This is a genomic window from Komagataeibacter saccharivorans (assembly GCF_003207825.1).
GTDB classification, from domain to species: Bacteria; Pseudomonadota; Alphaproteobacteria; order Acetobacterales; family Acetobacteraceae; genus Komagataeibacter; species Komagataeibacter saccharivorans.
Map to the genome: position 1 here is coordinate 16,830 of NZ_NKTY01000024.1, position 14,705 is coordinate 31,534.

Annotated in this window: 13 protein-coding genes; 7 read left to right on the forward strand and 6 right to left on the reverse strand. The window is 55.8% G+C overall.

Annotation, left to right across the window (positions count from 1 at the left end):
* Positions 1–2: 2 nt before the first annotated feature.
* From trbL to CFR79_RS12445, 5 genes are read left to right on the forward strand one after another with little or no spacing between them, the layout of a single operon-like run.
* A complete protein-coding gene (gene trbL / locus CFR79_RS12425; protein WP_110548095.1) occupies positions 3–1,421 on the forward strand; it encodes a P-type conjugative transfer protein TrbL in 1,419 nt (472 codons plus the stop codon).
* Positions 1,421–2,104, forward strand: coding sequence for a conjugal transfer protein TrbF (gene trbF / locus CFR79_RS12430; protein ID WP_110548096.1), 684 nt, complete (start codon positions 1,421–1,423; stop codon positions 2,102–2,104). Before trbL ends, trbF begins: the two co-directional genes overlap by 1 nt.
* Positions 2,101–3,102 carry a P-type conjugative transfer protein TrbG gene (trbG, locus tag CFR79_RS12435; protein WP_110548097.1) on the forward strand — a complete coding sequence of 334 codons (1,002 nt, stop codon included), beginning with the start codon at positions 2,101–2,103 and terminating at the stop codon, positions 3,100–3,102. Before trbF ends, trbG begins: the two co-directional genes overlap by 4 nt.
* Positions 3,099–4,301, forward strand: coding sequence for a TrbI/VirB10 family protein (locus CFR79_RS12440; protein WP_110548098.1), 1,203 nt, complete (start codon positions 3,099–3,101; stop codon positions 4,299–4,301). The genes trbG and CFR79_RS12440 overlap by 4 nt, the downstream gene beginning before the upstream one ends.
* Entirely contained in the window at positions 4,298–4,531 is a 234-nt protein-coding gene (locus CFR79_RS12445; protein WP_110548099.1) for a DUF2274 domain-containing protein, read from the forward strand. The genes CFR79_RS12440 and CFR79_RS12445 overlap by 4 nt, the downstream gene beginning before the upstream one ends.
* Here CFR79_RS12445 and CFR79_RS12450 read toward each other — a convergent pair.
* From CFR79_RS12450 to CFR79_RS12480, 6 genes are all read right to left on the reverse strand, one after another.
* Entirely contained in the window at positions 4,491–5,474 is a 984-nt protein-coding gene (locus CFR79_RS12450) for a LysR family transcriptional regulator (protein WP_110548100.1), read from the reverse strand. The two genes, CFR79_RS12445 and CFR79_RS12450, sit on opposite strands and share 41 nt — an antisense overlap.
* Before the next feature lie 237 nt (positions 5,475–5,711).
* Entirely contained in the window at positions 5,712–8,321 is a 2,610-nt protein-coding gene (locus tag CFR79_RS12455; RefSeq protein WP_258373585.1) for a TonB-dependent siderophore receptor, read from the reverse strand.
* 141 nt (positions 8,322–8,462) lie between these two features.
* On the reverse strand, positions 8,463–9,479 hold the full coding sequence (locus CFR79_RS12460) for a FecR family protein (protein ID WP_110548102.1): 1,017 nt from the start codon (positions 9,477–9,479) through the stop codon (positions 8,463–8,465).
* A gap of 99 nt (positions 9,480–9,578) precedes the next feature.
* Positions 9,579–10,097 carry a sigma-70 family RNA polymerase sigma factor gene (locus tag CFR79_RS12465; protein ID WP_181417433.1) on the reverse strand — a complete coding sequence of 173 codons (519 nt, stop codon included), beginning with the start codon at positions 10,095–10,097 and terminating at the stop codon, positions 9,579–9,581.
* 407 nt (positions 10,098–10,504) lie between these two features.
* Positions 10,505–12,196 carry a recombinase family protein gene (locus CFR79_RS12475; protein ID WP_110548104.1) on the reverse strand — a complete coding sequence of 564 codons (1,692 nt, stop codon included), beginning with the start codon at positions 12,194–12,196 and terminating at the stop codon, positions 10,505–10,507.
* A 13-nt stretch (positions 12,197–12,209) separates the two neighbouring features.
* Positions 12,210–12,398: a hypothetical protein gene (locus tag CFR79_RS12480; RefSeq protein ID WP_110548105.1), complete on the reverse strand. Its 189-nt coding sequence runs from the start codon at positions 12,396–12,398 to the stop codon at positions 12,210–12,212.
* A gap of 348 nt (positions 12,399–12,746) precedes the next feature.
* Here CFR79_RS12480 and CFR79_RS15700 point away from each other — a divergent pair, with 348 nt between their 5' ends.
* Together CFR79_RS15700 and CFR79_RS12485 are read left to right on the forward strand one after the other, a co-directional pair.
* On the forward strand, positions 12,747–13,460 hold the full coding sequence (locus CFR79_RS15700; protein WP_146220139.1) for a hypothetical protein: 714 nt from the start codon (positions 12,747–12,749) through the stop codon (positions 13,458–13,460).
* 12 nt (positions 13,461–13,472) lie between these two features.
* Positions 13,473–14,546, forward strand: coding sequence for a helix-turn-helix domain-containing protein (locus CFR79_RS12485; RefSeq protein ID WP_110548106.1), 1,074 nt, complete (start codon positions 13,473–13,475; stop codon positions 14,544–14,546).
* Positions 14,547–14,705: the final 159 nt, after the last annotated feature.

Here is a 14,705-nt window from a genome sequence, read left to right on the forward strand (position 1 = left end):
CCATGGCGATGAGCGACGTTGGCGTTATCGATACCTTCCTGAATACCTTCACCACCACCATCGACAGTGGGTTCGGTCTGGTGAAAGGGAACGTGATCTCTCTGGCCGGAACGCTGTCGGTGCTGGATATCGCCCTTGCCGGGCTGTTCTGGGCGTGGGCTGCGGATGAGGACATCATCCAGCGTCTGGTCAAGAAGACGCTGTATATCGGCTTCTTCGCCTGGATCATCAACGATTTTGATGCGCTCTCGAAGATTGTCTTCGACAGCTTCGCGGCCCTCGGTCTGAAGGTCGGAGGCGGCAGTCTGGCTCTGGGTGATTTCCTGCGGCCTGGACGTCTTGCGTCCACAGGATTCACGGCGGCGCAGCCCTTACTGGACTCGGTTCATAATCTCCTTGGTCCCGTCGCCTTCTTTACGAATTTCATCCAGATCTTCGTGCTCTGTCTGTCCTGGCTGATCGTGCTGGCGGCATTCTTTATTCTGGCGGTGCAGCTCTTTGTCGCCCTGATCGAATTCAAGCTGACGACGCTGGCTGGCTTCGTGCTGATCCCGTTCGCCCTGTTCAATCGCACCGCCTTTCTGGCCGAGAAGGTGCTGGGCAATGTCGTCTCGTCGGGTGTGAAGATCATGGTGCTGGCGGTCATTTCTGCCATCGCGTCTGTATTGTTCAAACAGTTCACCGTCTCCTACGGCAGTGATGTTCCCACAATCGGGCAGTCTGTGTCGGTGGTGCTGGCCTCGCTCACGATTGTCGGTCTGTCCATCTATGGCGGCAGCATCGCCAATGGGCTGATCTCCGGCGCGCCTCAGCTTGGGGCAGGAGCTGCTGTCGGCACTGGCATGGCGGTTGGCGCGATGGGTGCGGCTGCCGTAGCGGGCGTTGGAGCCGTCGCTTCTGGCGGTGCAGCAGCCGTCGGTGCGACCGCGGCTGCTGCACGCGGTGGGGCCGCGATCGCCGGTGCTGCCACGTCCGCCTATTCGGCCGGAGCAGCCGGCGCGTCTGGTGGCGCGGGTAGCATGGCTGCCGGGATCGGAGGCATGGGCCGGGCTGTCGGCGGGAATATCGCGAATGCCGCCAAAGGGGCGGCCTCGCGTGCAGGCTCATCTCTCAAGGAAAGCTACGCCGCCGGCGGACGCTGGGCCGCGCGTGGGATGGGGGGCGACAGTCCAGCGGGCGATGGCGGTGACGGCAGTTCATCCGGTGGTGGTGGTGATCCCACGGGTAGCGGCCCTGCTGGCTCTGGTCCGTCTGGCCCCAATGGCGGTTCCGGTCCGACAACCGGCGGCGAGCCACCGCGCTGGGCACGGAACATGAAACGTCGCAACGCCGCAGCCCATGCCGCCGAGGCGGCCCATGTCATCCGCTCCGCCGATGGCGGGGGCGGGTCGGCGTCCATCGATCTCTCGGAGAAAGAATGATGTTCCGTCGCTCCACCACACGCTACGGGACCACGCCGGAGCCTGTCACCCCGTACCAGAAAGCAGCACAGATCTGGGACGACCGCATCGGCTCCGCCCGCGTCCAGGCCCGCAACTGGCGGCTGATGGCCTTCAGCTCATTAGTCCTGTCCGCCGGACTTGGCGCGGGACTGATCTGGCAGTCCGCGCGCGGCACGATTGTGCCGTGGGTCGTGCAGGTCGATCGGCTGGGGCAGGCGCAGGTCGTAGCCCCGGCGACAGCGGGTTATGTGCCTGCTGACCCGCAGATCGCCTGGTATCTGGCGCAGTTCATTGGTGATGTCCGCTCCCTGTCATCGGATGCCGTTGTGGTCCGGCACAACTGGCTGCGGGCCTACGATTTCACCACGACGTCGGGTGCGGTGGCATTGAACGATTATGCCCGTCTCAACGATCCGTTCTCGCGCATCGGGCATGAGCAGGTCGAGGTGGATATCGCCTCGGTGATCCGCGCCTCGCCCGGCAGTTTCCGTGTCGCCTGGACCGAGCGGCATTATCGCGATGGAGCCTTTATCGGCACGGAGCGATGGACGGCCATCGTGTCCATCGTGCTGCGAACGCCGCGTGACGCGGATCATCTGCGGAAAAATCCCCTCGGCATCTACGTTTCCGCCATCAACTGGTCGAAGGAGCTGGGCCAATGATCCGTCGTGCTCTTCGTTTTCTTCCTCTGCTGGCCTTGCCTCTGGCGGGCTGCGCGTCGCAGTATCATCCGCCGGTCATCCGCTACGATGACGCCGTGCAGGCGACGCGTCTGCCGGACCCGCCGAAACCGGTGCAGGTGGTGGAAGTCCCCAGACCGCTTCCCTTGCCGGGGCAACTCAAGCCGCTGCCGTCCCGACGCACGGCCCATCCGGCCCTCGAAATTGCTGATCCGACCGCGCAGGTCATGCAGGCCAATCTGGCGGCGCGGATACAACCCACGCGCGCAGGCTTCATCAACGCGGTGCAGGTCTATCCCTATAGTCCGGGGGCGCTCTATCAAGTTTACACCTCGCCCGGCGAGATTACCGACATCATGCTCCAGCAGGGCGAAAAGCTGGTGGGCACGGGGCCGGTGGCCGCCGGCGATACGGTACGCTGGATCATCGGCGATACCGAGAGCGGGGCAGGGGCGACAAAACGCATCCATATTCTGGTCAAGCCGACGCGGCCGGACCTGACGACCAATCTGATCGTCAACACGGACCGGCGGACTTATCTTGCCGAACTGCGTTCTACCCCCGCCACCTATATGGCGTCGGTGTCGTGGGACTATCCCGAGGATGACCTGATCGCCCTGCATCGGCAGGACAGCGCTGCCGATGACGAGGCGCCCATTGAAACGGGGCTCACTCTCGATGCTCTGAATTTCCGCTACGCCATCCAGCCGGTGAAAGGTGGCACGCCGCCCTGGCTGCCCGGCCGGGCGTTCGATGATGGTCACAAGGTTTATATCGCCTTTCCGGCCGGCATAGGGCAGGGGGAACTGCCGCCGCTCTTCGTACTGGAGGCCGATGGCGGCCCGGAACTGGTCAATTACCGGGTCCGACAGAACTGGATGATCGTGGACCGGCTGTTTGCCGCTGCCGAGCTGCGGCTGGGGGATAAACACTCCGAGCAGCGTGTGCGGATCGTGCGCACCGATGGACGGCACTCATGACGGACGGGCAGGAAGAAGAACGGGATGACAGGGGTGATGGCAGCACGGAAAACGTGCCCCCTGCGGCCCCGCCGTCACCGCCCGATCTGCGCCTGCGGGCCGAGCGCCCTAGCGTGGTGCGGCTGTCACGTACCGTGGTCTGGTCGCTGGGGGGTGTCGCTATGATCGCGGTGGCGTTTGCCCTGGGTTATGCGCTGGAAAGCAGTCGTCAGACCGTTCCCCCGGCCGTTAGCCAGGATACGGATGCCCGCCCGTCCGCCGATGGTCTGGCAGGGCTGCCGTCCGATTATCTCGGCAAAGATGTGCCGAAGCTGGGACCAGCGCTGCCCGGTGATCTGGGGCATACCATCCTGAAAGCACAGGAGCAGGGAAGGGGAGCGTCCGGTGGCGATGATCGCCGCGCCGCGCAGGAGGTGGAGGCTGCGATCGCCAGCAAATTGTTCGTGCAGACGGGGGACCGGAACCGGGGCACCGAACAGGCAACGCTACCCGCGCCAGGTGCTTCTGCCTCTCAGGCGAACCCGTCTCCCGCGACCGACGCACAATCTGGCAACCGTGCCTTTCTGGCGGGACAGCCCGACCGGGCGACGACGAGCCCGGATCGCATCATGCCTCCGGTGTCGCCTTATATCCTCCAGGCGGGCACTGTCATCGCGGGAGCGCTAAACACGAAAATCAGCTCCGACCTGCCGGGCCATATTACCGGGCATGTGACCCAGAACGTCTATGACAGCCCTACCGGACGCTATCTTCTGATCCCGCAGGGGAGCCTGCTGTTTGGAGCCTATAACAGCGGCATCTCTTTCGGGCAGCAGCGCACCCAGATCATCTGGACCCGGCTGATCTTCCCGAATGGTGACAGCCTGGTGCTGGAGAAGCTGCCGGGGGGCGACGCCATCGGCCAGTCTGGCCTGTCCGATGAGGTCGACAATCACTGGGGGCAACTCTTCAAGGCCGCCATCGTGACCACGCTTCTCAGCGTTGGTTCCGAGGCCGGAACCAGCCAGAGCGAGAACAATCTGGCCCAGGCTATCCGCTCCGGCGCCAGCAACGGCTTCTCGATGGTTGGCAACCGGCTGATCGATCGCAGCCTCAACGTGCAGCCCACGCTCACCGATCGGCCGGGGCTGCCGTTCACCCTCGTCCTCAACCGCGACCTTGTCCTGAAACCCTGGCACGCAAAGGAGCCTGCCCCATGAACAATCTAAAAATCAGTGCTCTACCCGATGAAAAACCGGTGCGGCTTGTAATTGATCTGCCCGCACCTGTGCATCGGGATCTTCTGGTTTATGCGGAAGCCATGAATGCCCTGCACCAGCAGAGCGTCACGCCACAGAAACTTGTGGCGCCAATGATCGAGAAATTCATGCTTTCTGACAGAGCTTTTCTCAGGTGGCGTCAGAAGCGTTCAGGTGCCTCATCGTCCTAACCAGTGTAAGAAATGCCCGTAGCGCTGGATTGTAGTTCTGGCGTGACCACAGGGCATGAAATGTCAGGAGGATGGGATTACCTGCAAGAGGGAGCAGGCGCACGCCTGGAACCGACAGACTTGTTGTGGCGGCCGAGGTCAGGGCGACCGCCCGACGGCGCACGACATCAGCCAGCAGGGTGTCTCGCCCGACAATCATATGTTCGATCCGGGGTGGTCCGCCATGTTGTTCGAGATAGGGAAGGGCCTGCGCCATCAGCCACGATCCCATGCCTTCTCGGCGAACGAGAAAGGTATGATCCGCAAGATCGTTCCATGTTACGGCGTCTTGCATGGCTAGCGAGTCATGCTCGGAAAGTGCTGCCATCATGATTTCCGTCCATAATGGTATGACGCACAGGATATCATGGGCCAGCGTCCGACGTGGCGGAACATCGGGAGTAAAGGCAATATCGATCTCGCGTCGTCGCAGGCCGGAGATCAGCAGATCAGGAGCAAATTCGCCTGAGATCAGCCGCGTGTGGGGCGAATATTTTACAAAATGCTCGAGGATATCGTGCAGAAAGCCGCCTGCGCTGGAGGACTGGACACCGACCATAAGTCGGCTTTCTGTTGAGGTGGGGAGCAGGCTGGTCGGGCGTAGGGCCTGATTAATCAGACTGACGGCTTCATTGATGACGGAGAGAAACTGTTGTCCCTCGAAGGTGACACGCACGCCGTTACGGCGTTCGAACAGGCGGAAACCGATAATAGCCTCGAGAGTAGCGATCCGATTGCTGATGGAAGATTGTGAAATCTTCAATGTTTCACCGGCTTTTCGAAAATTACGATGTTCCGCCACCGCGAGGGCTTCAATCAGCGAGGTAAGGGATATCCGACCGCTAACGATCAGGCGAAAGAGCGTGTTCCGGTCGGTCTGCGCATCATGCTGCTGTGATTCCACAAGACGTGCCTCCGAACAGATTTCTTCAGTTTTACGAAAACTTCTTGAGGAGCTGAATGCGTCTCACGCCTGTTGTCGTGTAGCCTTGCGGATGTTGCACAAGACCGTCCCATGAGTTTGACATGGCTCGCCCCACGGAAATTGCAGTGAGGCTGCCCCTCGACTTTGGTATGGAAACGAGGGGCAAAATGCTGAATTTAATAGGGAAAAGTTACTGTAGTTCAGGGTGGGGAAACTTCACCAACTATACGAAAGGTTCCCATAAACGCGGCGTCCCTGTCCATAATAGCATGTTCCACCACCAGCGCCCGTACCGCATGACCCGACATATCGAGTATTTGCAAGGTTAGACATTGCCAGTTGGCCCTTGAGACCTCTCAACATTGGGGACAAGCGACCAAAATCATAATGTGCGCCAGCATCGAAAAGAATATATGCTGGCACTTTATAAGACTCTCCATTACCTGCCCACGTAAATCCAACGTATCGAACGCCAAAATTTATACCAACCCCCTGAAAAACCTGTTCCGGCGGAGTATAATCTACGAACATATTCACCATATTACGTGGAAGACCACCAACATATTTTCCCTGTTCAGAAACTTTTTTTACCTGGGATCCAGACATAGTATATTGCCAGACTGACGTATCACTTTTAGTAACCCGCATGTCATTGAAAGAATATGATGCAGTCAGATGAAGATTTTTTGTGATATTTGCGTGAGCAGATAGTTCCACCCCTTTTGATGTCACGGTTCCAGCATCAGTCGTGTATCCTGGATTGTCGGCGTCTGTAATCTGATAATGATTTTCTTTGATATGATAGGCAGCCGCCGTAAGCAGGATATCGGTTTTTGGAATAAGATATTTAAGCCCAGCTTCGAATTGTTTTCCTGTCAGCGGTTTCGCTGCTTGCCCATTCGCATCGAAATATCCGACTTGAGGGATAAACGATGTAGCGTAACTGAAATATGGCACAAGGCCAAAGTCAAAATTGTATGTAAAGCCAGCACGCCATGTGAATTTATTGTCGGACGGGTGCTGTCTGGTTCCTGCTTTCCAGGCTGAGGTTGATGTAGCGTCATGACTTCTGGAATAGCTAAGGGCATCATAGTTATACCAGTCTTGGCGCCCGCCAAGTATGACATTCAATTTGCCAAATTTTAGCTGCTCTTGGAAATATACTCCCTTTTGATACTGAGTTTGTGACATGTTTTGCATAGCAAGTGTATCAGAGCCGGAAATTCCAAAATTCGGATATGCTGTGTAATATGATGGATTCCAAATATTTACAGTTGGAACACTGTAATCGTAGATTAGATCTTGAAGAATATCGACTTTCCGAAAGTCCATCCCCACCACGAAAGTGTGTTTCACGCTCCCCGTAGAGATATGCCCGATTAACCTGTTATCAAGCCCCACAGTTCGGCGCCCACCTTGTCCGTCCCAAGCGACACGAGTCATGGTTTCTCCATCACTCTGGAGATTTCCTCTAAGGTACAAATATTTGTAGTTAGTGTCCGATTTTTCATATCTAAATGTCTGTTGAAACTCGATCATTCTATTGAATTTATGAGAAAATTGATATTCAAATGCTGCATCGCGTACCACTGAAGTATTCAGGGATGGGTCCCCAAGATATCGTGAACGAGGTATATAGCCAAATTTCCCTGGGACAAGTGTTCCTACTCCAGGATATCCAGTGTCTGTACCATCTGCTGGCGTATACATATATTCGCCGAGTAGCGTTAAACTAGTTTTGTCATCGATATCCCATTTAATAGATGGCAGGACACCAACTCTTTTATAATCGCGATATTCTGTCTGCGTTCCCTGAGTGACACCTATAGCTGCTATTCTGTACTTTAGATTTCCAGATTTTGTTATTTTGTCAGAAACGTCAAATGTTGACTCGTAGCGGCCCCAGTTACCAAAGCCCACTGTGACATTTCGAATTGGTGTATCAGTTGGTTGTTTCAGACGTGTTGCAATGAGACCACCTGGCCCAACCTGTCCGTATAGAACTGAAGCTGGTCCGTTCAGCGCTTCTACACGTTCGACGAAAGCGGTCTCACCGGCGGACAGCGAACGCGATGCAATTCCATCGACATATTGAGTGGCCGCAAATCCCCGCATCATGATGCCACCGGTACCATTAGCCAGAGAACCTGCTGCATTTCCGTTAGTAGCCGTCCCGTTACCCTCTGCATAAACACCCGGCATATACCGAAGCGTCTCATTAATATTCTGTGCCTGCTGATCAAGTATTTCTTGTTTTGTTATAACATATACAGAGTTAGGTATTTCTGTGATGGGGGTGTCGGTCTTTGTGCCTGTCTCGGTATATTTGGCCACATATCCCACACCCGGACCGATTGCAGCTTCATGGGTGTTAAGAGTGCCACCGACACGGATCGGGCCAAGGGTGATATTGGCGGCAGATTTCTGAATAACAATCGTGTTGCTATCCGCGTAACGATAGGAAAGACTTGAACTCGATAGGAGCTTCTGGAGCGCTTGCTGCGGGTTCATCGAACCTGACACGCCAGCAGATGTTTTCCCTGCCAGCAGGGCAGGGTCATATGTCACCTGAACACCAGTCTGCTTGCCGTAAGTCGCCAGTGCCTGCCCGAGAGGCAGGGAAGGAATATTATAGGCACGGGCAGAGTTCTGCGCTGTCTGGCTGACGCTGGAAGATGCAGCGCAGGCAGGTTCGGCATCCATGCTCGCTAGCGCGAAAAGGAGTGCTGAAGGAACTGCCAGCATGACAGGCCGGTTGAGCCATACATGGCGCAGGCCAGACTTTTTTGTGCGACCGGCAAGGCGCGGTGCAATTTCAGGTTCCATATGTGTCGTCCCGTCAAAAGTGAGAATGCATCGCATTTGAAATAGGGACGGGTTCGTATGGGCTTTTTATAGGGTAACGTCTCAAATTATTTTCACAGATGCCAAACCTCAGAAGGTTAAGACGCTTTCGGGGCTGAGAATTTACTGTTCGTGGGATGTCGGGGCGTCAGTCGCAATGAGCATATGACCAGCGACCTCCCGAACCCGTCCACCTGAGGGGACAACTGCGGCTCTGAGGGCAGCAGGGATGTTGTGCAGGTCGTAGATGCCACCGACCTGGCGCGACCGGAGCTTGGCGCTCCAGTTAACGATAAAGCCAGGATAGTAGCGTTTTAGGGTATCGGTAACGTGCCCTACCGTATCGCTGTCAACGACGAGGGTGCCGGTTTGCCAGGATCCAATGGTGTCTGGAGAGACGGTTTTCCGGGTCACATGGCCGTCAGATCGATCGACGTTGATTTCATCTCCTGCGTTCAGAACGACTTCCTGCGTCTGTGTCGGGCTGGAAACGCCGACACGACCGTCCTGAACACCAACCCGTATCTCTGTCGGGTCGAGACGGACATCAAAACGTGTACCGATATCGCGAGCCTGTATAGCTCCTGCGGTCACTCGAAAGGGACGTGTTGCGTCATGTTTGACCTGAAAAAAAGCCTCACCTGCCAGTAGGGTGACGTCGCGCGTATCGGGGCGATAGTGGACTGCAATGGCCGAGCGCGCGCCCAGAGTGACGACGCTGCCGTCCGCAAGTGTTACGGTCTGATCCTTGCCTGTCGAGGTCTGGTAGTCGGCCTGCAACGCAATGCGAATGTCAGGGAGAAAGAACAGGCCCAGCCCGCATAGCGCGGTGGCCAGTGAAAACGCTACCGCATGCCGTCCTGCCAAGGCGCTTAGGGATGATGAAGGTCTGGGTGAAACGAACTTCTCTGTGTTCTTCGGTTTATCCGGAAGGGACAGGAGAGCCGGTTCAACGGCCCCTGTAAGCCTCCAGACACGCAAAGCTCTTGACCAGGCATCTGCATGGCTGGGCGACTGGGCATACCAGGCGGAGAACTCTTTTCGAAGATCACGGTCGTCGGGCTCCTCGGTCAGACGAATGACCCAGAGATTGGCTTCGGCGGTGAGCGGGTCGTCTGAAGCGGGAGAGTTATCTGTCATACGGACCACATGGCGCTCCACGCTCAACGGACGGACGGCATAAGAAAAACCATCTTATGAGAGAGACGGAACGTGAGTGCATTTTTAAAGCGTGTCAGTTCAGTTTCTGGGTGCGGCGTTATCAAGAGCCGCCTGACAGGCTGCCATTGCGTCCGTAATCAGTTGTGCCGTTCGGCCAATAGAAAGGTCGAGAACAACCGCAATTTCACGTAATTTGTAATCACCGAAACGCTTCATTTCAAACGCGAGGCGCGTGCGATCAGGAAGCGAAGCCAATACCTCTTCGATAATGACCAGTTCCTCGCGGCTACCGACGTAAGTCTCAGGGGATCGAGGATCACATAGCAGGTTCTGCACGGCGATGTCGGCCACATCGATTTCATTCCGGATGCGCCCGAACCGAAGGAAGTCAATTGCAAGTCGCCGGACCACCTGAAGCAGATAGGACACCGGCCGCTGGATCTCGGTGCCTTTCTTCTGGACCAGGGTGGCCTTGATGAAAGCATCCTGGACAATATCTTCAGCACGGGAACGGCACCCGATAATACCCGCTGCTACATCCACGAGGTGCAGGCGATGGCTGAGATAGACGTTCAGAATTTGCTCTGAGTCCTTCACCGCGCTGTGGTTCCTGTCATGGATAAGGGTTGAATGCCGTGTCTGCCAGCCTGATCAGGTTGGATGTATTGCGACAGGTTCTTAACTGCAAGAGCTATTATGCTGTGTCTGGCCTGCGTGTCACAGTGCGGCACTTTTCTCGCCTCGAACGGGCGCGTTTGATAAAAAAATGTGGTTGATGGCTATAAAAATGGGCCTTTCATACGTCACTGAAGTAGGAACCCTGCGGGATCCAACCATCCGTCTTTATCGCCTTACGAATCGTGCCTTTAATGGACGACGGGTTGTCAGTCTATGCGTTCGAAGAACTTCTCGCCCAATGTGACGAAACGGCGGAGATCTGCTCTGCGGATCGGACGTGGATTGATGCCAAACCGGTCGGCAACGAGATCATCTGATATTCAATGCTAAATTTGTGCGCATAACTTATGTGGAAATCGGTGCTTGCGTGTCCCCGCAACCATCTGAACTTGCAATGCCAACGCATCATGAACCCCAGTCCGGAAACGGGCTGGGGTTTTTGTTTGTCCGCCTGACGCGACCGTCAGGATGCCGGCAAGGTCGCCCCGGACGTCGATCTGGAGGCCCTTGTCGGATGGCGTGAGGATGATCGCCTCGATCAGTGAGCGGATCACCTCGGCCGCCTCCTGACGCTTCTCGTCCAGCTCGGAATGCAGCATGTCATGCAGGAGCGTGAGCCGCCGGTGGTAGAACTCCGCCATCTGGGGATGGAGCAGGGGAGGCGGCGCCTCGGCGGTCGCGAGGAAATCTTTGAGTTCCGCCTTTCGGGCTTCGAGCTTCGATCCGCGTTCTTTGACCGTTTCGATCGAAATGGCTTCCGAGAGGTAGAGATCCATCAGGCGCTGGATGTCGCGCTCGACCCGCTTCAGTTCTGATTCCGCGGCGCCGATGTCGGCCGACGCCTCCATGCGCAGCCGGTTCATCTCGTCTGTGAACGCGGTGCAGAATTCGGCGAACAACTCCGGGTCCATGAGGTGGTGACGCAGGGCGTCGAGGACGCGGCGCTCCAGTTCCTCGCGGCGCATATTGGTCCGGTTGTCACAGGTGCCCTTGTTGCGCGCTGTCGAGCAACCGAGCAATGCGCCGGAGATCATCGAATAGCCGCCACCGCAGCAGCCGCATTTGCTGAGGCCGGAGAACAGGTAGCGCGGTCGGCGTTTCTCGCGGAAATGGTCGGGCGATGACGTATCGCGTGTGTCCCGACTGGCGCTGACGCTGGCCTGCCGCGCCTTGACCGCGTCCCACAGTTCCTGGTCGACGATCCGCAGTTCCGGCACCTCCTGGATGACCCATTTGGATTCCGGATTGGGGCGGGCCTGGCGTTTGCCGGTATCGGGATCCTTGATGAAGCGCTGGCGGTTCCACACCAGCCTGCCCACGTACATCTCGTTGTTGAGGATGCCGGTGCCCCGTGCGCGGTTGCCGGTGATGGTGGAAAAGCCCCAGCCGCCGCCGCCCGGTGCCGGGATGCCCTCGTCATTGAGACGGAAGGCGATGGCGCGTGGTCCCAGCCCGGCCGCGAAGTCACGGAAGATACGACGGATGACCTCTGCCTCGTGCGGGTTGATGGTTCGGTCGCCCCGGATTGGCTCGCCGCTGGTGTCGAGTTTCCGCACGACGTCATAGCCGTAGGCGTTTCCGCCACCGGACTTGCCCAGTTCCACGCGCCCCCGAAGACCGCGATGGGTTTTGGCGGCCAGGTCTTTCAGGAACAGGGCGTTCATTGTGCCCTTGAGGCCGACATGCAGGTGGGAGACTTCGCCTTCGGAGAGGGTGACGATCTGCACGCCCGCATAATTCATGCGCTTGAAGACGCCGGCGATGTCCTCCTGGTCGCGGGACAGGCGGTCCATCGCCTCGGCCAGCACGATCTGGAACCGTCCGCGCTGTGCATCGGCGATCAGTGCCTGGATGCCGGGCCGCATCAGGGACGCGCCCGAGATGGCGTGATCGGTATAGTCCTCGACGATGCTCCAGCCCTGTTTCTCCGCGTGGGTGCGGCAGATGCGAAGCTGGTCGGCGATCGAGGCGTCGCGCTGGTTGTCGGAGGAATAGCGGGCGTAGAGCGCGACCTTCATGGTGAGGTATCCCTTACGGTCCGGAGCGGCGGCGCTGCTCCTGTTGCTGCGACCGGAACCAGTCCCGTGCGGCACGACGGGCCATGAGGCGGACGAGCGTCACAAGACGCGTGTCGGGGGCATCGGGTCGCAGGATGAGCCGCAACTCGGGCTCGGGCGGCCGATACGCCGGGGCAATGGACTGGCTGGGTCTATCCGTCATCGTTGCTCTCTTCCGACCGTATGGCAAGGAAAACAGACACACGATCCGGACAGATGACTGTTATTTCAATGGAAATCAGTAATATGGAAGATCGTGCCGGTGCGTACTCCAGCGTGCGGAATCGTAGTTATGGGTAGTCCCGGATAGAGGCGCGTCGTACAAATACTGGCGTAAGACGGCGGCACGGGAGGGCGGACCATGAACGGTCCGGGAGCATCCTTCCAGCGGGGCGAACGAACGGGCTAATCGCGGCCTCCGTTCTCGCTAGTGCGCTGGCGGGTCTCGTGGAGTGAATGACTTCGGCACGAGACAACGCAGACGCATGTCCTACTCACTAAAAGCTTGACCATGTCGGCTTTTTATACCAACTTGTTGGTAAGAAAAATCGACATGGAGTTCATTGCGGTGGGTGCCCGAAAAAAAAATGTAATTACGTCCTCGGATTGGGCGGAGTCTACCATTCGCAGTGAACCTGACGAAGTTGATGCTTTTTTGGCGTCTATTGATGCCAGCCGGAATCAGTTTTTATTGGCAGGCCAAAGAGCGTTGCACGCTAAAACAAATGCTACGCCTTTCCATGCGAAAAATGCGAAGGGTACCTTCGTTTTTCATGAAGCTGTCCCGCAGTTGCGTTTTCTGTTCGTGGGCGAGAATTGGACTCCAACAACTATAAACGGCGTCGAATATATTGAAAATAAGGGCAAGAAAATAAGGATTGCATATTCCTCTGTAGATGTTTGTGGTCTGAGAGAGGTATCTCCTAAACCATGTTCGGAGAAGGGGGCAGGGGTAGAGCGCGCTTTGAATGGTGGGCTCTTCTCTAATCTTCCTACTTATACAAAAGAAGAAGATGTAATCAAAAAAAGCGAATATACTATTTATTATGCTCTTATGGATGATAAAGGGAATATGGAATTATCCCGCCCAGTTGTGTCAAATAAAACATTTTCAAGTTATCCAGAACGGAATTTTTTGGGCAGCTGTGAAGATGGTGTTGAAGAAAATTACAATCTTGAAGGGGATACTGTTAGCGACTTTGATCCGCAGGTCACCAGAAAGTAAAAGACTATCAAAATGTTTAATCCTAAGAGGCTGACGTTAGCACGGCAGAGAAGGCGATTGACTGCTAGAAGCCTGGCAGAACAAGCTTGTCTGGCGGCTGACACTATTTCACGACTGGAAAAAGGTCAGAATGAACCTGATGAAAATACCATTGGCAGCATTGCCCGTGCCTTAGATTATCCTGTCGGTTTTTTTTATCTGGATGATCCCGAAGATCTGGATAGTGATGCTGTAAGTTTTCGTAGTTTTTCAAAAATGAGTATGAAAGAACGTCAGGCGGCTGAAAGTGCTGGACAACTTGCTTTGAGCTTGAGTTGCTGGATTGAGGAACGCTTTTCTCTGCCTGCCGTTGATGTTCCTGATCTTGGCCAGGAACAGGACCCAGCTATCGCTGCATATTTGGTTCGACAGGCTTGGGGTATCGGTGAGAGTGCTATAGGCAACTTAATAGGGTTGTTAGAAACCCATGGAGTTCGGGTTTTCTCGCTTTCTGAGGATACCGCTGCCGTAAATGCGTTTTCATTTTGGAGAGATGGTAAGCCTTTTATCTTTCTGAATAATTTTAAAACGGCAGAAAGCAGTCTATTCGATGCGGCGCATGAACTTGGGCATTTGGTAATGCACAAGCAGGAAAGTCTGCGTGATAGAAAGGACGCAGAAAAGGAAGCTAATGCTTTTGCGTCGGCGTTTCTCATGCCTGAAAATGACGTTAAATCTCGTATTGGCTACCCGATCACGGTGGGCGTTATCTTGAAAGCAAAATTGCGCTGGCGTGTTTCTGCAATGGCATTGGCTTACCGTCTGCATACTTTGGATAAATTGTCTTCATGGCAGTACAAATCGATCTGCATTGAACTTGGTCGTCGTGGTTATCGCACAGGCGAACCAATAGGAACGGAAAGAGAAACATCTGCTATCTGGAAGAAGATTTTACAAAATCTTTGGAGCGATAGAATAGGAAGAGCTGAGATTGCACGTGAGCTTAATTGGCCGTTAGAAGAACTGGAAGGGCTTACTCAGCATCTTTCGGAGCGTAGAACTGTTGTTCCGAAAACTGAAATTAAGCATTTATCTTTAATAAAGTAAGATATGAACTGCAGATTTTTGTATTGAGCTGCCTATGGATTGGAGAGGATTTTGTTTCCCAGAATCTCCTCCTATAGCGGAACGACCGCATTCGCATCATGTCCGTCATTTTACTGCCGGGAATGGGGAAGTGGGTTGGTTTGGGTGTAGCAGTCAGAG